A 20934-nucleotide genomic window follows, 5' to 3' on the forward strand; every position below is an offset into this window, starting at 1 on the left:
CCGCTGCGGCGGAGGAGGACGGGGCAGGGGTGTCGCTCAGGCGGTGGGGATCCGCCGGGAGGCCGCACCCGACCGCCTTCGGGTCGAAGCGTCCCGGCTCGTGGTGCGTGGCGCGGCAGGGGTGTGGGATCGCCGTCAGCGGGAGGGGTGCCGGCCGCCGAGTGGCCGGAGTTCGGTCAGCAGTCGGTCGAGGATGTCCGGGCGTGCCAGGCCGTCCGCACGGAGCCGTCCGGCGCGGTGGCGGGCCTGCGGGGTCAGGCACCACGCCCACCACTCGGCCAGGTGTGCGTCGTCGGCCTGTTCGGCGGGCAGTACCGCGGGCCAGTCCAGGGCCCGGGCCTGCGCCGTGACCTTCGCACCTCCGGCCACCGGGTCGACCGCCAGGACCGGGGCCCCCGCCTCCAGGCCCAGCACCAGCCCGTGCAACCGGGTGGTGACCACGGCGTCCACCCGGCTCAGCAGGGTGCGCAGCTGCGCGGGCGTCGAGCACAGCCGCCAGTCGTGGGCGTCGAGGCGGGTGTCGACGGGCAGGCGGGTGACGTCCAGTGCCCGGAGCCAGCGGGTGAGGGCGTGCGAGACGTCGGTGTGGCGCCGTCGCGGGCCGTACTCGTGCTGGCCGTCGGTGAGCACCACGGCGACGACGGGCACGGGCGCCGGCCGCGGGGCCAGCAGGGCGAGGTCCGGCAGCGGTGCACAGTCCGGGGCGTCCCGGGGCAGCACCAGGTGGAAGCCGGCGACGGCGGGGTCCGCCGGGTCGGGCGTCGAGACGCCGACCGCGATCCGTCGGCAGGCCGCGAAGCGTTCGTGCAGCTCGGCCAGCGGCGGTGGCACGCCGGGTGCGGGCGGCCGGGAATGGAGGGGCCCGCAGGCGAAGACGACGTGGCTGTAGCGCGCCGGGTCGGCGTGGTGCAGGTGCAGTCCGGCGGGCCGGAAGTTCGGCGACCAGGCGGTGTCGTACGCGATGCCGCGGCTGCGCAGGGCTGCCGCGACGGCCTCGCCGGCCAGCACGTCCCCCGCGGTGGCTTCGCCGTGCCGGAAGCTGTACCAGCCGGTGAGCAGGACTCGCTGTGCCTGGGGGCCGAAGGACCGCAGGCTCTGGTCACCGGGACGGTGGGCGGATCCCATGGTGGGTGGCCTCGGTGTCAGCCGACGTAGCGTCGGGGCGGGAAGGCGTGGCGTGGTCGCCGAGGTGGGGCAAGGTGACCGCCCGCCCCGGCTCCGGGCCCGGGCGGGCGGATCCGTTCCTCAGGTCTGGTCGAAGACCGCTTTGCTGACGTCGTTGGGCCCGTCGAAGGTCTTCTCCTTGACCGCGGACAGGCGCTCGATCACGTCGTCGCCCGCACCGTTGTCGCGCGCCGCCTGCACCAGTGCGTCCTTGTCAGCCGGGTAGTCGACTCCGCCGAGGGCCTTCTGCAGGTCGATCGGGCTCAGGTGTGCCATCACTGCCTCCATCGCCGTAGGGGTCGTGCTGGGTGGGCGCGTACCCGGGGGGTGCCGCACCAATCGGCGCAGGGCCCACCGGCTCGGGCCACCACGACGCCCCGGCGCCGGTGTCGCGTCGGCGCGCAGCCCTTCGAGTGGTTCCGGCGAGGTCTTCCGGGCGTGCACGGCCGTCCGGGGCCCACCGGGCGGGGCGAAGCACCTCGCGGACTGGGGGGCCGGGCCCCCGGCGGCGGTTTGGTGCCCGGCGGTGCGGGAAGCCGCGCCCTGTCGGCCCGGGCCCAGGCCTCGGCTGCGGCCGGGAGCGGAGGGCCGGGGCTCGGCCTGGCGGGCCCGCGGGCAGCCGCTGTGGAGGCCGGCCGGCAGGCATGACCCGGGCTCGGGCGGGCAGCCGAGCCGGCGAGAGGGCGGACGCGCCGGCGACGCCGCCGCGGGGACCCGGTGCGGGCCCCGCGCAATGCGTGAGCCCCGCGCAGTGCGGGAGCCCCGCGCAGCGCGTGAGGCGAGTCCGCAGTCCGTGCAACGAGAGGAGAACACCATGACCACGGCTCGCGAGATCATGACCGAGGGCGCCGAGTGCATCGGCGAGCAGGAGAGCGTCCTGGAGGCCGCGAAGAAGATGACCGGGCTGGGCGTCGGCGCCCTGCCGATCTGCGGGACCGACGACAGGCTCAAGGGAGTCCTCACCGACCGCGACATCGTCGTCAAGGTTCTCGGGGCCGGCAAGGACCCCGCCCGGGTGAAGGCCGGCGAACTCGCGCAGGGCGAGGCCGTCACCATCGGCGCCGACGACGACGCCCATGAGATCCTGCGCACCATGGGCTCCCACCAGGTGCGCCGGCTGCCCGTCATCGACGGTCACCGCCTGGTCGGCATCGTCGCCCTCGCCGATGTCGCCCGCGCCCTGCCCGACGCCAAGGTCGGGGACCTCCTCGAGGCCATCTCCACCGACTGACCACCCCGACGTGCCGCCACCGGCCGGCCCGCCCGTCCCTCCAGGGCCGGCCGGCCCCTCACTCAGCGGGCCCACGACCATGCCGCTCTTCCCCCACCCCGACATCACCACCCTCGACGCCCTCGCCGACCTCCTGCGCACCCACCCCGACCGGCTGTACGTGCGCTGGTCCCGCGGGCCCGAAACCGACCTCGCCGACGCCAGCCGCAGCCTCGACGACCTCACCGGCGTCCCCCTGCCAGGGCTGTCCGTCACCCCGCTCGCCGTCGAGGAGTGGTGGCAGGACCGCCCGCTGCGCCTGTGGGTCGCCCGCCGCCTCTACGACTACTGCCACCTGCGGCGCGACAAGGCCCCGGGCGTCCACCCCTGGATCCTCACCGGCACGGAGGCCGGCCGCGGACCGGACAACGAACCGCTGCTCACCGACGCCCGCCCGCTCGCCCGCATCAGCCCCGACGTCATCGCCGAGGCCGAGCACGAGATCACGCACCAGCCCGGACCCTGGGGGCCGCTGCGCCGTACCGGCAGGCCGTGACACCGCCGGCGGAGGTGCCCGAGGGCGCCTCCGCCGTCCGCCGGGGACGGGAGTTGCCTCCAACAGCGCAGCCCCGATGGTGGCGCCCTGCCGGTCAGGGAAGCGTGAGGCGGGTGCCGGCCTCTCCGGCACCCGAGTGAGGAGGCAGTGATGTCGGAACGGAACACCGTCGTGCGCAGCATGCATGACCTGGGGCTGGCGGCTTGGTTCGGCGGGGCGCTGATGGGCGCCGTGGCCCTCAACGGGGCAGCGGCCGCGGAGGGCGACACCCGGGACAGCGCCGACCGGATCGCCTCCGCCGGCTGGACGCGCTGGGCTCCGGTGAACCTCGTGGCCATCGGGGTCCACATGGTGGGCACCGGCGGTCTGCTGGCCGTCAACGCCGCACGCGTCCCGCTCCAGCAGGGCCTCGCCGCCTCTACGGTCGCCAAGACCGCCTGCACCGCGGCCGCCCTCGCCACCACGGCTTGGGCCGGAGTGCTCGGCGCGAAGGTCCGCCTGGCCACCTCGAACGACCCCCGCGAACGCGACAAGGCTGCCGACCACCCCGTGGACCTCGACCGCGCCCGCCGCCAACTGCGGTGCGCCCAGTGGGCGGTACCGGCGTTCACCGGCACGCTGGTGGTCCTCAACGCCCTGCACGGCGAGCAGCAGCGCCCGATGGAACAGCTCCGCGGCACCCTGCGGCGGGCAGCCGGCCAGCTGCCCTGGACCTGACGCGTACGCTCGGGACAGGCTCCGCGTACGGGCCGCCCGTCCCCGGCCCGGCCACCCGGTCGCGGCGTCGGCCGAGCCCAGCCCGTGGGGCGTCAGCTGTGCGGAGGCCCATTCCCTCTCCCCGGACCGGTGGGTTCAGGTGGTGGTGGTCAGAGCTGGAAGAGCAGGGACAGCCGCCGCCGGGAGACCCGGAAGGCCCTCGGGCGGCTTCATGGAGCGTGAATGCGGAGGACAGCGGAGTGCCGTCGGCGCTGTCGGGGAGGTGCCGGCGTTCGGTGACGGCGTCGTCGAACACGGGCGGTCGGTGACGAGGCGTCGGCCGGCCGTGCCCGGGAGGTGGCCGACGCGGTGACGGACCGGGCCTTCGGCCGGGGGAGGGCCCGGCGGGCGCTCGTGCACCCGCGGCCGGTGAACGCGGCGCCGAAGCGGCCCCGGACGGGCTTCCAGGTGCCGCCCGCGTGCCGGGGGACGGAGGTGGCCCGGGGCGGACCGGTGGGGTCAGGTGCGGGTGACGCCGGAGATCGCCGGACGAAGGTCGTCGGCGTCCTCGCCCGGTGAGGGCAGGGGGGTCGCGCCCGCCGGGCTCAGCGCGTCGAAGAGCAGGGCCGTGAAGCGCGCGCGGGTGGAGGCCGTGATGCCGGGGAGGACGAGGCCGGCGATGCTCATGACCAGGAAGTGGGGGATGTCCTCCGTGGTGATGTCGGTGCGGATCTCCCCGCGCCGCTGGCCCTCCTCCAGGACGGGGCCGAGCGACTCGCTGAAGCGCCGGAGGACATCGAGGGCGGCGTCGTTGAAGTTGCCCGCGAAGGTCGCCAGCCCCCGTTCCTCGGTGATCAGGTCGAGCATCCGGGTGGCGATGCTCTGGAGCGAGCGGCGCGGATCGTGGAGGTTCCCGGCGTCGGTGACGAGCGGGAGCAGGTCGGTTTCGAGGATGTCGTCGAGGACGGCTCTGACGAGGGCCTCCCGGTTGGGGAAGTGCCGGTAGAGCGTGGCGATGCCGACTCCCGCCTCCGCCGCGATCTGTTCCAGGGAGCCCTCGCCGGACCGGAGCACGATCCGGCCGGCCGCCACGATGCGCGCGGCGCTCGAACGGGCGTCGGCTCTGCGGGCCCGGGAGGGGGGCGGCGTGGTGTTCGACATGTGGCCATTCTCCCGTGTCCTGCCGCGGATCGTCCCGGACCCCGCCGGCTGGGGAGCAGCCGGCCGGGGAGCTGACGCCCGGGGAAGAGGCGCCCGGGGGAGAGGCGCGTCGCCGTGCCCCGCCGGCGCGGGGCCGCGTCCGGTGGGCACCGTCCGCGCCCTCCTAAGTGATAGCTTACTATCGAAGCGGTAGTGAACTATCACTTAGGTCGCGGGGCAGCCCGCGCCCCGCACCCCGACAACCCGGCGCCGGCGACACGAGCCCCGCCTCCTGCGCCACGCCCGACGCGTGCCGCGGGCCGCCGGGCCGCGGGCCCCCGCGCCTTCCTCCCCATCCGACAACCCCGACTGGGAGCACGTTTCCCGTGGCCACATTCCTCTACAGACTCGGCCGATGGTCCTTCCGCAGCCGACGTCTCGTCGCCCTGCTGTGGGTGGCCCTGCTGGTCGTGGCCGGTGCCGGCGCGGCCGGTACCGACTCCACCGGCAACAACACCTTCTCCATCCCCGGCACCGAGGCGCAGAAGGCCTTCGACCTGCTGGACGAGCGCTTCCCGGAGATGCATGCGGACGGCGCCCAGGCGAACATCGTCTTCCGCGCCCCGGCGGGCCAGAAGATCACCGCCGCGGAGAACAGGCAGGCCGTCGAAGCGGCCGTGACCGAACTCGGCCACGGCAACGACCAGGTCGCGGCCGTCATCGACCCCTTCACGGCACAGGCCGTCAGCCAGGACGGCACGACCGCCTACGTGACGGTCTCCTACAACGTGCAGTTCAGCGAGATGTCCGACGCCTCGCTGAAGACGCTGGACCGCGTACTCGACGAGGGGCGGCACGCGGGGCTGACGACGGAAGCGGGCGGCACCGCCCTGTCGGCGATCCCCGAGGCAGGGTCCGCCGAGGTCATCGGCCTCGCGCTGGCGGCCGTCGTCCTGGTGATCACCTTCGGCTCCCTCGTCGCCTCGGGCCTGCCGCTGCTGACCGCGGTCATCGGTGTCGGCATCGGTGTCGCCTCGATCACGGCGCTCACCGAGGTGCTCGACCTCTCCAGCACCACCCCGACGCTCGCCTCGATGATCGGTCTCGCGGTCGGCATCGACTACGCGCTGTTCATCGTCTCCCGCTACCGGTCCGAGCTCGCCGAGGGCCGCGACCGGGAGGAGGCCGCAGGCCTCGCGGTCGGTACCGCGGGCTCCGCGGTCGTCTTCGCCGGCCTCACCGTCGTGATCGCGCTGGCCGGACTGGCCGTCGTGAACATCCCGCTGCTCACCAAGATGGGCCTCGCCGCGGCCGGCACCGTCGCCATCGCGGTGGTCATCGCGCTCACGCTGATCCCCGCGCTGCTCGGCTTCGCCGGTCACCGCGTCCTGGGCCGCAAGACCCGCCGGGAAGGGCACGGTGCGGGGCAGCCGGCCAAGCCGAACGCGGGCACCCGGTGGGCGGGCCTGGTCCTTCGCCGACCGGTCCTCGCCCTGCTGACCGCCGTGGTCGCCCTCGGTGTGGTCGCCGTCCCGGTCGGCGACCTGAGGATGGGCCTGCCCGGTGACGGGGACCAGCCGCGCAGCACCACGCAGCGCAAGGCGTACGACATGCTCGCCGAGAGCTTCGGCCCCGGCCTCAACGGCCCCCTGCTGGTGACCGTGGACGCGGCGGCCGGCGGCGACGTCAAGGCCGAGGCGGCCCGGGTGGGCGAGACCGTCAGCGGGCTGGAGGGCGTCGCGGCCGTCGGCCCCGCCGCCTACGACCGGGCCGGGCGGACCGCCGTCCTCACGGTCCTCCCCACCACGGCTCCCGACAGCCCCAGGACGGAGAGGCTCCTCGCCGACATCCGGAGCCATACCGGCGACGACGTCATGGTCACCGGCATGACGGCCATGAAGGTCGACGTGTCGGACAAGCTCGACGCCGCGCTCGCCCCGTACCTGGGCCTCGTGGTCGGCCTGGCCTTCGTGCTCCTCACCCTGGTGTTCCGGTCCGTCCTGATCCCCCTCAAGGCGGCCCTCGGATTCCTGCTCTCGGTGCTGGCCTCGCTCGGGGCCGTCGTCGCCGTCTTCCAGTGGGGTTGGGCCGCCGACCTGTTCGGCGTCGAACAGACCAGCCCGATCATGAGCATGATGCCGATCTTCATGGTGGGCGTCGTCTTCGGCCTGGCGATGGACTACGAGGTCTTCCTGGTGACCCGCATGCGCGAGGCGTACATCCACGGCGAGCGGCCCAACCAGGCCGTCGTCACCGGATTCCGTCACGGGGCCCGGGTGGTCACCGCCGCGGCGGCCATCATGATCTGCGTCTTCGCCGGCTTCATCGGCTCCGGAGATCCCATGGTCAAGATGATCGGCTTCGGCCTGGCCTTCGCCGTCTTCGCCGACGCCTTCCTCGTCCGCATGACCATCGTCCCGGCCGTCCTCGCCCTCCTCGGCGAGCGCGCCTGGTGGCTCCCGAAGTGGCTCGACAAGGTGCTCCCGGCGGTGGACGTGGAGGGTGAGGGCCTCACCGGGCACCACCGGGCCGCACCCGCCGAGCCGCACGGGGAGGTACCGGACGAGCAGGTGGCCGTCCGGGCCTGAGAGGGCTCGCCACCCGGGCGAGGCCGCCACCCGGAGGCGACGGCGAAGGGGGCGGTGGCGAAGGGGGCGACGAAGGGGGGCGACGGCGAGGGGGCGGCACCGCGAGAGGTCGCGGGGCCGCCCCCTGCGGGTCGTACCCGCGGCGCGGCTGCTCGCCGACGGCCTTGCGGCACACGGTGGTTGTCGGCGGGCGCTGCCAGAATGGCTCCCCATGGAGCTGGCAGAGGTCCTCGAACGAATCGCGCGCCACCACCACGGCGACGTGACCGAGTGGTGGCCGTACCTGGGCGGCACCGGCGTGTTCCACCGGGTCAGTGACATCGTCGTCAACGGCAGCCTGGGCTGGGCGAAGCCCGCCCCCGGCGAACTGGTGCCGATCGATGTCCCGCCCGGCCGGTACCCCGTGTACCTGGAGGTCGTCGCCGACGCCGATCCGGCCAAGCGCGCGGAGTACGGCCTGCCCGCCTCCTGGGTGTCCCTCGCGGTCGTTCCCCTGGCCGCCCCCGAGGTGATCGCCGAGTCCCTGGCCGCCGGGCGGCTGGACGACCCGATCGAGGACTACCAGCCGCTCGGCCCGCTGGGCGCGATCTGGAGCGACGACGGGCCGTCACGGATCGGCACGGACCGTGCCTTCGCCGCGCGCGCCGCGACGCAACTGGCGGCCGGGGCGCAGGCCGGACGGGTGCCCAACGTCGTGGAGGTGCCGGCGGCCTCGGGCGACGGGGCGAAGTGCGTCGCCTTCCACGTCAGCTCCTCCGCCGGGTGCGGCGCGGCCGCCGCCGTCCGTGACACGACGGGGAGCCTGGTCTGCCTGGTCCTCGGCAACTCCGCGTAGGCGACGCGGACCGGGGCTCGTCGACGCAGGGCGTCCGAGCGCCTCCACCGTCCCCGCTCCGCCGGCCGGCCGTCGTGCGGCGGCCGCGGCGTCCGCCACCGCGTCCAGGACGGCGGACTTGCCGATGCCGGCCTGCCCGGACAGGAGGAGGGCGCCGCCGTCCCGTCCGTGGGCGAGGCCGGCGATGACGCGCTCCAGGTCACGCTCCCGGCCGACCAGGGGACCGGCGGGGGCGGGGCGCCAGGGGCCGACGGGGTTCACCGGAGGCCGTCCCGGTGCCGTGCGGGGCCGGAGGGCGACGGGTCGAGGGCGGGCCGCGACGGCTCGGGGCCGGAACGCGACGGGTCGAGGGCGGGCCGCGACGGCTCGGGGCCGGAACGCGACGGCTCGCGGGCGGGCCCCGGCGCGAGGGCCCCGCGCGTGCTCGCGCTCCGTCCCACGTCCGTCCCCTCCGTCGTCGCGGCGATCGCCGTTGCCGCCGCCGTCCCCCGCCGGCCCTGCCGGACAGTGTGGTTGCCGTGATCACGAGGACCCCCGGGACGGCGCCGGTGGAGCCCCTGGGACCCGGTGCCGGTGCGGTCGACCGGGCCATCTCCCTCAGTCGAATGACTGATGCGCCGGGGTGCCGCGGTGGATCACAGTTGAGCCCGCGCCTCCGTCCGACACGTCGTGCCCTCCCGCGTCGGTACGCGCTGTCCGGAAGGCGGCGTGCCAGCAGTGTTCCCCGGAGTCCCCCGGCCCGTGTCGACGATACGGGCCGTCCTCGAAAGCGAGTTCCACCATGGCCCACAAGTCCTTCAGGTCGGCGACCGCCGCCGTCTCCGCCGCCCTCGCCGGCGCCGCGCTGCTGTTCACGGCGACTCCGGCGTCCGCCGCCAACCCGCCCTACGACGGCTGCCCCGCCTGGGCGCTCTGCCTCTACCAGGACGGCGGCGGCGCCGGGTCGAAGGCGATCGTCGTCCCGCCGGCGGCGGGCGGCAACAGCGAGATCGTGCGTCTCACCAAGGTCCACTTCCTGAACGGGGACCTGGCCAACGACCAGGTGTCCTCCTGGCTGAACAACTCCCAGTGCCAGATCGAGTTCTGGGACGACCCGTACGGCGAGCTGCACCCGTCCCAGATCGACTTCGCCTCCAGCTGGAACTGGGGGGCGAAGGCCGACTACGGCGCCAACACCAACCACTACTACCTCAACGACCGGATCTCGGCCCTGCGCTTCTACTGCCCGTAGGGCCGCTCCCCGCAGCGATCCCCCCGCCCCCCGGCTCCGCACGGTGCCGGGGGTGCTCCCGTGCGGTCTCCCGGTCTCCCGGTCTCCCGGTCTCCCGTTCCCGTGCCCGGAAGCACCCGTTCCCGGGCCCGGGAACACCACGACGACACGCAATGAGGTCCCATGAAACGCCTTCGACCAGCGGCCGCGCTGCTGTCCGGCCTGCTGATCACCCTCACCGTCCCCGCGCTCGCCTCGGCCGCGCCCGTCCTCGAAGCCGCCCCCGCGGCGGCCTCCGCACCGGTGACGGCCGGTCCCGGAGCCGAGGGCCCGGACCTGGGCTTCGCCAACCGCACCGCGCCGCCCGTCGGCATGCCGGACTGGTCGCGCGTCGGCTTCCGGGGCGGCCGTCAGCTGCCCGGTGACGGCGACCTGACCGGCGATCCCGGCTGCCGCATCACCCCCGACGTCCTCGCCGCGAAGTACGGCGTGCGGGCGAACGACGGCGCCGACGACACCGCCGGCCTGCAGAAGGCCATCGACGACGTCAAGGCCAACTGCTCGCCGAACGCCAACTTCGACCGGCTGTCGCTGATCTCGCTGCCGGCCGGCCGGATCGACGTCTCCCGGCAGGTCTACGTCGACGCCGACTACCTGGTCCTGCGTGGCCAGGGCTCCGGCGACGGCGGCACCCGGCTGGTGTTCCGGCCGGACGTCGACACCCGCTACGACACCCTGGTCAACGGCCGCTGGGACCAGGACAGCATGAAGGCCGGCAGCGGCAGCGACGTCGGCACCGGCGGTTGGATCTGGCCGGGCCGCGGCCTGTTCCGGGTGCAGACCCGGGACATCGCGGACCGCTACCAGGACGACTGGGCGGCGGCCCCCGCCAACCGCAAGGACATCTTCGAGGGCAGCGTCAACCAGCACTGGGCCTCCGGCATCAAGGTCGCCGCCCGGGCCGCCGACCCCGGCTACGCGGCCCGCCAGGGGCAGAACGTCGTACAGCTGGACGCCAAGGCCGACATGAAGAAGTTCTCCCCGGGCGGCTACGTCTGGGTGGGCGCGGCCAACAGCGTCGGGTTCTACGAGCAGCAGGGCGTCTCCGACCGCAGCCAGATGGACAACCTGCACATGCGCCAGCAGATGTTCCGGGTCAACGCCGTGGACACCGCCGCGAAGTCCGTCACCCTGGACCGCCCGCTGGAGTGGGACCTGCCGGTCGACTCCACCTCGGACGGCTCCCCCGCGCTGGGGGACAAGCCGTACCCCAGCAAGGTCACCCCGCTCAAGGTCGTCCAGGGCGTCGGCTTCGAGGACTTCGCCTTCACCCAGGACATGAGCGGCCTGCCCAGGCTCGGCGGCGGCACCTACAGCCTGACCCCCGACCAGGCCGTCCACAACTACGGCAACCTCGCCCCCGAGTACGCGATGCACGGCATCGTCTTCAAGTGGGCCGCCAACGACTGGGCACGCGGCCTGAAGGCCGAGATGACCGGCTCGCACCCGATCGTCACCGAGGACGCGCGCAACCTGCAGATCGAGCGCAACAGCTTCGACGGCGCCTGGAACAAGGGCAAGGGCGGCAACGGCTACCTGCGCGGCAGCCGCGTCTGGGACTCGCTGTACGCCTACAACCTCAGCCGCAACCTGCGCCACTTCACCTTCCAGTGGTCCGCCAGCGGCAACGTCGCCTTCCGCAACGACCTCGACTCCGACCTCAACCTGCACGGCGGCTGGGAGCACGGCAACCTCTTCGAGCAGAACACCCTGCGCGTCCCCTACGAGCACCGCTCCGGCAGCTGCCAGGCCAACTGCGGCGGCGAGGGCGGCGAGGTCGACGAGGGCACCTGGTACCCGATCTGGTGGGCGGCCGGCCCCAAGGCCGTCAAGTGGTCCGGCTCCTCCGGCCCGCAGAACGTCTTCTACGGCAACACCATGCTCAAGCAGACGACGCCGGGCGGCGCGTTCGAGCCGTACGCGCCGTACGGCAACACGGCCGGCACCGCCTACCAGTTCGGCTCCGCCAACGACGCGACGAACCGGTTCCAGCCGCTGAGCCAGGGCGGCCAGGCGATCCCCGACTGGGGAGGCCGGGAGACCCTGGACTACACCGGGCAGGGTGTGGTGCCCGTCGACGTGGGCAAGCGGCCGTCGCTCTTCCTGGCGAGCACCGGCGGACTCGAGCCCCGCGACAACAACAGCCGCAAGGTCGCCACCTGGAACATGCAGGGCGCCGACACCCCCGAGGCCAACGGCAACAAGTACACCAGCGAGCTGCCGCAGCTGTGGGGGAACGGCCCCGGACAGGAGGGGGCCGACGTCATCGCGCTGCAGGAGGCCGGCGCGCCGCCCGGCGGAGCCACGTTCCTGGGGGACATCGACACCGCCAACACCCAGTGGTTCGACAACGTCGGGAACACCATTCCGGTCCGGGAGTACCGGATCGGAAGCGCGAGCCGGCCGACGGGGTACCTGTACTGGCTGCACACCGACACCAACCCCCGGCCCGGAACGGTCGGGCGGGTCAACCTGGCCGTCTTCAGCCGCACCCGGGTCGACCGCAACGGCGTGTACACCGTCCGGGAGGGCAGGATCACCGACGGGACCGACTCCCGGCCCGCGCTCGGCGTCAACGTCGGCGGCGTCGTCTACTTCTCCGTGCACGGATCCTCCGGCAGCGGCAGCGACGACCCCCAGCTCCTGCTCAACATCCGGGACCAGATGACGCCCTCCGGCCTCCCCTGGATCGCCCTGGGCGACTACAACCGCGCGGTGGACAGCCTCCGCAACGCGATCGCCCCGGACTTCACCATCCACTCCCAGACCCTGCCCACACGCCCGACGCCGCTGGTCAACACCACCGCACAGCCCTCGACCATCGACTACGCCGTCACCCGTTCGGTACAGGCGCGGCCCACCGTCTCCAGCGTCACGCGGGTCAACCTGACGACGTCGGACCACTACCCCGTCGCCTTCACCCTCGCCAACCTGCCGACCCAGCAACCCCCGGCGCAGCAGCAGACCGGGACGGCGGTGCCCGCCCAGGCCGTGCTGCGCAGCGCCGCCACCACCCGTGCGGCCGGCCCCTCCGGCTCCAGCCACGTGGTCGCCGACCAGCCGGTCAGCCAGTCCGACCTCGCCTCGCAGGTGTTCAACCTGTCGCCCGACCCCGAATACCCCGGCTACTACCGCCTGTTCCACGCGAACGCGCCGTACAGCGGCCGCTTCCTGGGGCAGGAGGGCGGAGCGCGCGACGCGCGGACGGTGCTGTGGCCGAGCGAGGCGCTGGACCAGCTCTGGGCGCCGGTCGACCAGGCGGACGGCACCTGGACCCTGCGGAACTACCACACCCGGCAGTTCCTCACCGACCTCGGCGCCGGGGCGGCCCTGGCCGGCCGCGACTACGACGGCTCGGCCGCGCAGCGCTGGTTCCTCCAGGACCCCCGTGAGGCCGCGGGCCTCAACGAGATCGTCTCGGAGGACAGCGGGTCGCAGCCCTCGGCACTCACGGTGGACGACCTGGAGACCGCGCCCCTCCCGCTGTACTTCGCCCCGAATGGACACCACGGCAACCAGCGGTTCGACGCGATCTCGGCGGGCCGGATCGGTTCGGACGCGTGCTTCTACCTGGCCAACCAGGGGCAGTACGTCAACTCGACGGCGGCCCACCCGGGGCAGCCGCTGGACGGCAGCTTCGTCACCATGGGCGGCTTCCGCCCCAACGACGACGGCTACCTGTGGTGTGCGACCCCCGACGGCTCGAACGGGACGCTCCTGACCAATCACACCACCCCCGTCGAGCAGCTGAACCTCACCCGGAGCCCGACCTCCGACGTGGCGACCGTCAGCAGCCCGTCGTCCTCCGCTCCCAAGCTCCACTGGAGGTTCCTCGCGGTCACCCGGTGACCCACCGCGGCCGCGGCGCGCCGACGCGGACGGCGCGCCCGGCCGCACTCCGGCCGGCTGACCGCCCGGCCGGCCGGGCCGGGAAAGTGGCGGCGAAGCCTTGTCGCAAAAAATCGGACGCTGTACCGTTTCGGTCACTTCCCGCCCGGACGCGGGACCAGGGCGTCACGGCATGCGCCGGTCGGCCGTCAACTCCGCGGCGGCGCGCCGCAGCCGACGCGCGTCGGCAGACCGCCGCTCCCTCCCCATCCGTGCCCGCCGCGCCTCCTCGGGCGGCCCGGCGGCGGCACTTCCCCGAGGACACCCACCATGGACGCTGACGTCATCGTCGTCGGAGCCGGCCTGGCCGGACTCACCGCCGCCCACGAACTCACCTCCCGGGGACGGAGGGTGGTCCTGGTCGACCAGGAGAACGCCGCCAACCTCGGCGGCCAGGCCTGGTGGTCCTTCGGCGGCCTGTTCCTGGTCGACTCGCCCGAGCAGCGCCGGATGCGCGTCAAGGACTCCTTCGACCTCGCGTGGAGCGACTGGCAGGGCAGTGCCCGGTTCGACCGCCTGGACGACGAGGACTCCTGGGGAGCGCGCTGGGCGCGGGCGTACGTCGAGTTCGCGGCGGGGGAGAAACGTTCCTGGCTGGCCGGGCACGGGCTGCGCTTCCTGCCCACGGTCGGCTGGGCCGAGCGCGGCGACCTGCGTGCGGCCGGGCACGGCAACTCCGTCCCGCGCTTCCACGTCGCCTGGGGCACCGGCACCGGGGTGGTCGAGCCCTTCGCCCGCTCGGCGCGGCGGGCCGCCGCCGCCGGGCTGCTGACCTTCCGCCACCGCCACCGGGTCGACGAACTCCTCGTCACCGACGGCGCGGTGACCGGCGTCCGCGGCCGGGTCCTGGCCGCCGACGACTCGCCGCGCGGCGCGGCCTCCGGCCGGGAGGAGACCGGGGACTTCGAACTCACCGGCCAGGCCGTCGTGGTGGCCTCGGGCGGCATCGGCGCCGACCACGACCTGGTCCGCCGGCACTGGCCGGCCTCCCTCGGCACACCGCCCCGGCACATGGTGACGGGCGTGCCCGCCTACGTCGACGGACGCATGCTCGGCATCAGCGCCGACGCCGGAGCCCGGCTCGTCAACCGCGACCGGATGTGGCACTACACCGAGGGCCTGCACAACTGGGACCCGGTCTGGCCCGGCCACGGCATCCGCATCCTGCCCGGCCCCTCCTCGATGTGGTTCGACGCCCTCGGCCGCCGCCTGCCCGAGCCCTGCCTGCCCGGCTACGACACCCTCGCCACCCTGCGCCACCTGCGCACCACGCCGGACCTGGCCGGGCACGACCACTCCTGGTTCGTCCTCACCCAGAAGATCATCGAGAAGGAGTTCGCCCTCTCCGGCTCCGAGCAGAACCCCGACATCACCGCCGGCGACCGCAGGGCCTTCGCGCGCGAACGCCTGCTCGGCAAGGGCGCGCCGGCCCCGGTCGAGGCGTTCAGGCGGTACGGCGAGGACTTCGTCACCGCCGGGACGCTGGAGGAACTGGTCGCCAGGATGAACGCGCTGACCGAGACCCCGCTGCTGGACGCGGCGGCGATGCGCCGTCAGATCGAGGCACGCGACCTCCAGCTCGCCCACCCCTACAGCAAGGACGCCCAGATCCAGGGGATCCACAACTCCCGTCGCTACCTGGGCGACCGCCTCGGCCGCACCGCCGCCCCGCACCGCCTGCTCGACCCGGCGGCGGGCCCGCTGATCGGGGTGAAGCTGCACGTGCTCACCCGCAAGACGCTCGGCGGCATCCAGACCGATCTCGACTCCCGCGCGCTCGGCGCCGAGGGCACGCCGGTGCCCGGGCTCTACGCGGCCGGCGAGGCCGCCGGCTTCGGCGGCGGCGGTCTGCACGGCTACAACGCCCTGGAAGGCACCTTCCTCGGCGGCTGCCTGTTCTCCGGCCGCGCCGCCGGCCGCGCGGCGGCGCGGGCCACCGCCTGACCGCCCCGCCGTCTGACCGCCCCGCCGCCGCGCCGGTACCGCCGCCCCATCGCCGCGCCGGTACCGCCGCGGCCCCGGCGGTGCCGTGCGTGCGGGATGAACGGCCGGGGTGAGCGTCGGCATTTCCGTGCGCCCGGGAAACGGGGGATGCCGGAATTCGACGGCTGATTCCCCGGTCGGCCGTCGGCCGGATCGGACGGATTTCGCTCGGCAGGGGTGGAACGGCTTTCCTCGGCTTTTTCGGGCGGCCCGTGGAAATCACTCGGTCAACGGCCGGAGCGGGTGCTGCCCTGGGCAGATGAGTGCCCCTCGGGTCCGGCGTCAAGCCGCTGACCTGTGGGTTCGCTGAGGGCGCACGCCGTGCGCGCCGGCGTGCGAGGTGGGTGGGAGCGCATCCCGGGAAGGGACGGCAGGGCCTTTCCCGCCCTTCCCCGCCGGTGGCCAAGGGGCGCGGGTGGAATCCCGGATCGGCGGCCGTCCGAGTGACGGCCCACCGGTGAGCGAGCCGCCGGTGGGCACGCCCGAAGGAACTCGCCGGGGCGCGGCGGCTCGCCCGTGCGGTGGTGCGCAGGCTCGGGAGGCTCAGCCGGTGCGGCGCTCCTGGCCGGTGGCCTGGGTGAGGCCCGCTTCGGACAGCAGGCTCAGGGCGGTGGCGGAGAGTTCGCGCAGCCGTTCCCCCGGGAGCCGGGAGGAGGGGCCCGATATGCCGAGGGCGGCCACCACGCGGCCGTTCTGGCACACCGGCACGGCCGCGCAGCACAGTCCGGGCTGGTAGTCCTCCAGGTCGAGGGCGTAGCCGAGTTCGTGCACCTCGGCGACGTTGTTCTTCCACCGGGCCCACTGGTCCGGCTGCTCGCGGGCGAGGCGCTGGGCGGTCGCGGGGCGGAAGGCCAGGAGGACGTGTCCGATGGCGGTGCCGAAGAAGGGGTCGCGGCCGCCGACCGGTACGGCGAGCTTGAGCGGTTGCGGGGACTCGACGGTGTCGATGTAGACGTAGTCGCGCAGCGCCGGGACGGCCAGGTAGCAGGTCTCCGCGCTGATGGTGGCGAGCTTGCCGAGGAGCGGGTTGACGAGCTCGCGCAGGGAGTCGTCGCTGCCGACCGACCCGCGGACGAGCTCCGTCAGCCGTTCCGTGAGGACGTACCGGCCCGCGTTCGAGCGCTGGGTGACGTAGCCGAGCGACTCCAGGGTGGCGAGCAGGTTGTGCGCCGTACTGCGGGGCAGGCCGACGGACTCGGCCACATCGCTGAGCCGGGCGCCGTCGGGGGCGGCGCTGACCGCTTCGAGCAGGGAGAAGGCGCGGGCGACGGATTGTACGCGGTGGGGTCGCACCGAGTCTTGTTCCATCATGCCGAAAAGTCCTCTTCTTGACTGGGTCTCATTCCCGCATGAGGATCAACGTGCTAGCGTCGTAGCGCAATGTGGAACCTGGTGCGAGGGAAATGGCGTTCAGTTCAACATACCGGAAACATGGCGTTCACATCCTCTCTGTGCCGCCATAGCTCCGGTCGATTCGCCGGACGGTCGAGAGAGTCAAGGAACAACTGAGGGGGAAACGTGCACGCTGCCAGTGTGAGGGGCAGGTCCGGGCCATGGGGCGAGTCCGCGTCGTCGGTCGCCGCCGAGGTGGGGCAGGGACTGACCAAGCGGGTGGACCGGGTCGCGGTGAGCGCACTGCGGCGGGCGGACTCCCCCAGACAGTCCCTGGACCGGGAGCACGTCGAGACCCTGGCCGACCTTGACGAACCGTTCCGGCCGATCGTCGTGCGGGCCGGCACCATGGAGGTCGTGGACGGCCTGCACCGCCTGGAGGCCGCGGTGCGCCGCGGCGACCAGGAGATCGCGGTGCGCTGGTTCCACGGCGGGCCGCAGGAGGCGTACGTCTACGCCGTCCACGCCAACACCGTCCACGGCCTGCCGCTGTCGCTCGCCGAGCGCCGCGCGGCGGCACGGCACATCCTCCTGACGCACCCTCAGTGGTCGGACCGCCGCATCGCCGCCGTCGCCGGCCTGTCCGCCCGTGCCGTGGCCGAACTCCGGGACACCCGGGGGCCCGCCGACGGCGCCGCGGTGCGCGTGGGGCGCGACGACCGGGCGCGGCCGCTCGACCCGCAGCGCGGCCGGGTGCTCGCCGCGCGGCTGCTGCACACGCAGCCGGACGCCTCGTTACGGACCATCGCGGCCCAGGCCGGCATCTCGCCGGGGACGGTCCGCGACGTGCGCGCCCGGCTGAGCCGGGGCGAGGATCCCGTACCGGCCCGGCAGCGGCGCGCGGCCAGGGAGCCGGCGGTCGCGGCGGCGCCCCCGAGCGGCCTCCAGGCGGTGGCTCCCGCCGCCTCCACGCCGGCGCCGGGCGAGGCGGCGAACCCGCCGGCCGCGGTCGCCGCCTGCACGGGCGCCCCCACGCGGCTGCGCGCGCAGGCGCGGACGAGGCGGTCGGGCCGGGAGGACGCCACCCAGCTGTACGACATCGAGGCCACGCTCCGTTCGCTGCGTCGGGATCCGGCGCTGCGGCTCACCGAGGAGGGCCGCTTCCTGCTGCGCACGCTGGAACCCCAACTGCTGCTCGCCGCCGAGCAGCAGCGGATCCTGCACCGGGTCCCCGGGCACGTCGCGCCGCGGCTGTCGGCGGCGGCCCGGGCCTACGCGGCGTCGCTGAACGAGTTCGCCGACCAGCTGGACTCCTGCGGTCGGCTGTCCCAGCTCCCGGCCGCCCGTGCGTTCTGACGTCCCGGCGGGACGGCCGCCGGCTCACGCAGTGCGGACGAAGTCGGCGACGAGGCCGGTGAACTCGTCCGGCGACTCGAAGGGGAACGCGTGCCCGCCCCGTACCCGGACGACGTCGGCGTGCGGGATGAGCTCCGCCATCCGGTCCTGGTGGGCGGGGGGCACGATCGCGTCGCTCTCGCCCGAGATGATCAGCGTCGGCGCGGTGATGCGGGGCAGCAGGTGCTCGATGTCGATGCGGTGGTCCAGGTGCAGTTGCCGGCTGATGCCTTCGGGGTGGAACAGGGCGGCGAAGGCCGACACCTCGGCGTCGAGGGCCCGGGCGTCCCGGAACGGCGAGTCGTCCGGGGCGTAGGCGGTCAACAGCACCAGGCGGGCGAGGAGTTCCGGGTCGGCCGTGACCAGGTCCCGCCAGAGCCCGAACTGGAGCGCCATGCGCGGATCGCTCCGGGCCCACCCCGCGTGCAGCACGAGCGAACGGACGTGTCGGCCGGAGGTGGCCGCCGCGGCGGCGGCCGCGGCGGCCACGCAGGCGCCGAGGGAGTGGCCGACCAGGGCGAAGCCGTCGAGCCCGGCGTCGTCGGCCGCGGCGAGGACCTGCCGGGCCAGGTCCTCCACCGTCAGCGGGGCCCCGGAGTCGGTGGTCCCGCCCGAGCCGGACAGGAACGGGGCGACGACGGTGTGCCGCGGCCTCAGCTCCTCGATCAGCTCGGTGTAGTTGGCCTCCGGGGTGGCGCCGGTGCCGTGGACCAGGACGACCCCTGGGCCCGAACCGGTGCGCAGGTACTCGACGGTGCTCGGACCGGTCGACAGGTCGGTGCGTACGTGGGGCACGGATGCTCCTTGCCAGCTGCAGGGGTGGACGGCGACGCCTCCGCAGGGGAGGGGGGCGTCGCGGTGGTGGGCGGCCCCGTGCCGCGGACGGCGACCGGGCGCGGGGCCGCGCGAGGGGACGGCCGGCGGGCGGCGCGGTGGTCAGCCCCGGGGCGCGGGCGCCGGGGCGGGCTCGACACCGGTTCCGGCCGCCGGGGCGGTCCCGACGCCGGTCGCGGCCGCCGTGACGGCGCTCGGCTTGCGGTCGCGGCGCTCCAGGCTCACCGAGACGGTCGCGAGCAGGATGCCGACCGTGCTGATGACGGCGCCCACCCAGTTGGGCGAGGTGTACCCGAGCCCCGCGTCGATGGCGGCGCCGCCGAGCCACGCGCCCACGGCCGCCCCCAGGTTGAAGGCGGCGATGTTGGCGGCCGACACCAGGGTCGCGGGGCCGCCGGCCAGCTGCATGACCCGGGTCTGGAGCGGCGGGATGGTGCCGAAGCCGACCCCGCCGAGGACGAGCAGGGTGACGACGGCGGTCACCTTGTTGTGCGCCGTGAACGTGAAGAGCAGCAGGACGACGGCGAGGCCGATCAGCAGGGTGAAGATGGTGGCGGTCAGGGCGCGGTCGGCCGCCTTGCCTCCGAGGTAGTTGCCGGCGACGAGCCCGAGCCCGTACAGCGCGAGCAGCCAGGTGATGCTGCCCGAGGAGAACCCGGCCACCTCCGTCATCATCGGCGCGACGTAGGTGAAGGAGGCCAGGAGGCCGCTGAAGCCGATGGCGGTGACGGCGAGCCCCAGCCACACCTGCGGCTTGCGGAAGGCGGCCAGTTCCGCCCGCAGGTTGGTCTCCTCGGCCACCCCCTCACCGGGCACCAGGGTCGCGATGCCGATCAGGCCGACCACGCCGAGGGCGACGACGCCCCAGAAGGCGGAGCGCCAGCCGAAGTGCTGGCCGAGCATCGTGCCCATCGGCATGCCGAGCACGTTGGCGAGCGTCAGACCGGTGAACATCAGGGAGATGGCGCCGGCCTTCTTGTCCGGGCTGACCAGGCCCGCCGCGACGACGGAGCCGACGCCGAAGAACGCGCCGTGGCACAGGGCCGACAGCACGCGGCCCGTCATCAGCAGCGCGTAGCTGGGCGCGAGCGCGGCTACCAGGTTGCCCACGATGAAGAGCACCATCAGACCGATGAGCAGGTTCTTGCGGCGCATCCGCGTCGTGGCGGCGGTGAGCACGGGGGCGCCGACCACCACGCCGAGCGCGTAGCCGGAAGTCAGCAGCCCCGCCGTGGGGATGGAGACGTCGAAGTCTCCGGCGACCTCGGGCAGCAGACCGTTGGTGACGAACTCGGTCGTCCCGATCCCGAAGGCACTGATGGCCAGGGCTAACAACGCGAGAGGCATGGGAGCCCTCCTCTTTGTTTGCGCTTGTAACGAGCGCGCACAACAGTTGCAGAAACCCTATGTGCGTGCAAGCAGCTAGCTTGCACGCGCACGTGTGCGATACGAATGCCGGAGACGATGGGATCCGGGGGTAAGCCACGAGGCGGGCGCCCGTCAGCCAGGGGAGGCAACCATCTACATCTCCGACGATTCGTCCGAAGTCCGGGTGCACGGCTGGCGCACCCTCACCGCGCTCCACTGCGACCTGGAGAAGGCCCTGGAGGGCGCGCTGCGCCCGCACGGCCTGTCGGTCGTGGAGTACACGGTCCTCGAGGCGCTGAGCCGGCAGGACGGCTGGCACATGCGCATGAAGCAGCTGGCCCGGGTGGCCGCCCTCAGCGACAGCGCCGCGACGCGCATGGTCAACCGGCTGGAACAGCGCGGCCTGCTGTGCCGGGTGCTGTGCACGACGGACCGCCGCGGCGTCTCCACCGAGCTGACCGAGGACGGGCGCAAGCTGCTCGCGGAGGCGGGGCCGGCGCACGACGCCATGCTCTGCCGGGCCCTTGAGGAGTCCCCCCTCACCGGCGAACTCGCCGCGCTGCTCCGGGCCCTGGAGGAGGGGTAGGGCCGGCGGCTCACGGGCGGGGGCCGGGGGGGGGGGGGGGGGGGTGGTGAAGATCTGTCGTTCCCCGCGGGGCGGCCGCGCGCGCCGTC

At 74.0% G+C, this 20934-nt stretch carries 16 protein-coding genes and 1 pseudogene; 10 read left to right on the forward strand and 7 right to left on the reverse strand.

Going from position 1 to position 20934, the window contains the following annotated elements:
- Window positions 1-135: 135 nt before the first annotated feature.
- Both ACH5AR_RS10360 and ACH5AR_RS10365 read right to left on the reverse strand, forming a co-directional pair.
- The gene (locus tag ACH5AR_RS10360) at window positions 136-1125 is read right to left on the reverse strand and encodes a polysaccharide pyruvyl transferase family protein (RefSeq protein ID WP_396300946.1); all 990 of its coding nucleotides are present in this window, start codon (window positions 1123-1125) and stop codon (window positions 136-138) included.
- A gap of 120 nt (window positions 1126-1245) precedes the next feature.
- Window positions 1246-1440, reverse strand: a complete 195-nt coding sequence (locus ACH5AR_RS10365) for a DUF2795 domain-containing protein (protein WP_396300947.1) — start codon at window positions 1438-1440, stop codon at window positions 1246-1248.
- Window positions 1441-1978: 538 nt separating this feature from the next.
- On the opposite strand from ACH5AR_RS10365, the gene ACH5AR_RS10370 reads away from it, so the two are divergent.
- The 3 genes from ACH5AR_RS10370 (at window position 1979) to ACH5AR_RS10380 (ending at window position 3647) form a co-directional block, all read left to right on the forward strand.
- Window positions 1979-2395: a CBS domain-containing protein gene (locus ACH5AR_RS10370; protein WP_396300948.1), complete on the forward strand. Its 417-nt coding sequence runs from the start codon at window positions 1979-1981 to the stop codon at window positions 2393-2395.
- A gap of 79 nt (window positions 2396-2474) precedes the next feature.
- Window positions 2475-2930: a DUF6098 family protein gene (locus tag ACH5AR_RS10375; protein WP_396300949.1), complete on the forward strand. Its 456-nt coding sequence runs from the start codon at window positions 2475-2477 to the stop codon at window positions 2928-2930.
- A 150-nt stretch (window positions 2931-3080) separates the two neighbouring features.
- The gene (locus tag ACH5AR_RS10380) at window positions 3081-3647 is read left to right on the forward strand and encodes a hypothetical protein (protein ID WP_396300950.1); all 567 of its coding nucleotides are present in this window, start codon (window positions 3081-3083) and stop codon (window positions 3645-3647) included.
- A gap of 498 nt (window positions 3648-4145) precedes the next feature.
- Here ACH5AR_RS10380 and ACH5AR_RS10385 read toward each other — a convergent pair whose 3' ends face one another.
- Entirely contained in the window at window positions 4146-4787 is a 642-nt protein-coding gene (locus tag ACH5AR_RS10385; protein ID WP_396300951.1) for a TetR/AcrR family transcriptional regulator, read from the reverse strand.
- A 365-nt stretch (window positions 4788-5152) separates the two neighbouring features.
- On the opposite strand from ACH5AR_RS10385, the gene ACH5AR_RS10390 reads away from it, so the two are divergent.
- Window positions 5153-7354, forward strand: coding sequence for an MMPL family transporter (locus ACH5AR_RS10390; RefSeq protein ID WP_396300952.1), 2202 nt, complete (start codon window positions 5153-5155; stop codon window positions 7352-7354).
- A gap of 211 nt (window positions 7355-7565) precedes the next feature.
- Window positions 7566-8189 carry a hypothetical protein gene (locus tag ACH5AR_RS10395; protein WP_396301048.1) on the forward strand — a complete coding sequence of 208 codons (624 nt, stop codon included), beginning with the start codon at window positions 7566-7568 and terminating at the stop codon, window positions 8187-8189.
- Between the two features lie 69 nt (window positions 8190-8258).
- Here ACH5AR_RS10395 and ACH5AR_RS10400 read toward each other — a convergent pair.
- A pseudogene (locus tag ACH5AR_RS10400) lies at window positions 8259-8450 on the reverse strand (AAA family ATPase); the annotation flags it as partial.
- 520 nt (window positions 8451-8970) lie between these two features.
- Here ACH5AR_RS10400 and ACH5AR_RS10405 point away from each other — a divergent pair.
- From ACH5AR_RS10405 to ACH5AR_RS10415, 3 genes are all read left to right on the forward strand, one after another.
- On the forward strand, window positions 8971-9420 hold the full coding sequence (locus tag ACH5AR_RS10405) for a peptidase inhibitor family I36 protein (RefSeq protein WP_396300953.1): 450 nt from the start codon (window positions 8971-8973) through the stop codon (window positions 9418-9420).
- Window positions 9421-9582: 162 nt separating this feature from the next.
- On the forward strand, window positions 9583-13308 hold the full coding sequence (locus ACH5AR_RS10410) for a hypothetical protein (RefSeq protein ID WP_396300954.1): 3726 nt from the start codon (window positions 9583-9585) through the stop codon (window positions 13306-13308).
- A gap of 309 nt (window positions 13309-13617) precedes the next feature.
- On the forward strand, window positions 13618-15291 hold the full coding sequence (locus tag ACH5AR_RS10415) for an FAD-binding dehydrogenase (RefSeq protein WP_396300955.1): 1674 nt from the start codon (window positions 13618-13620) through the stop codon (window positions 15289-15291).
- Between the two features lie 582 nt (window positions 15292-15873).
- Here ACH5AR_RS10415 and ACH5AR_RS10420 read toward each other — a convergent pair.
- A complete protein-coding gene (locus ACH5AR_RS10420) occupies window positions 15874-16623 on the reverse strand; it encodes an IclR family transcriptional regulator (RefSeq protein ID WP_396300956.1) in 750 nt (249 codons plus the stop codon).
- A gap of 240 nt (window positions 16624-16863) precedes the next feature.
- Here ACH5AR_RS10420 and ACH5AR_RS10425 point away from each other — a divergent pair, with 240 nt between their 5' ends.
- Entirely contained in the window at window positions 16864-18018 is a 1155-nt protein-coding gene (locus ACH5AR_RS10425) for a streptomycin biosynthesis regulator (RefSeq protein WP_396300957.1), read from the forward strand.
- 24 nt (window positions 18019-18042) lie between these two features.
- On the opposite strand, the gene ACH5AR_RS10430 is transcribed toward ACH5AR_RS10425, so the two are convergent.
- Window positions 18043-18852 (reverse strand): alpha/beta fold hydrolase, encoded by an 810-nt coding sequence (locus ACH5AR_RS10430; protein ID WP_396300958.1) that lies wholly within the window; start codon window positions 18850-18852, stop codon window positions 18043-18045.
- Window positions 18853-18993: 141 nt separating this feature from the next.
- Entirely contained in the window at window positions 18994-20238 is a 1245-nt protein-coding gene (locus tag ACH5AR_RS10435) for an MFS transporter (RefSeq protein WP_396300959.1), read from the reverse strand.
- Window positions 20239-20443: 205 nt separating this feature from the next.
- On the opposite strand from ACH5AR_RS10435, the gene ACH5AR_RS10440 reads away from it, so the two are divergent.
- The gene (locus ACH5AR_RS10440) at window positions 20444-20845 is read left to right on the forward strand and encodes a MarR family winged helix-turn-helix transcriptional regulator (protein WP_396300960.1); all 402 of its coding nucleotides are present in this window, start codon (window positions 20444-20446) and stop codon (window positions 20843-20845) included.
- Window positions 20846-20934 lie beyond the last annotated feature (89 nt).

Origin of the sequence: Kitasatospora sp. NPDC018619 (assembly GCF_044391605.1) — a bacterium.
GTDB lineage: Bacteria > Actinomycetota > Actinomycetes > Streptomycetales > Streptomycetaceae > Kitasatospora.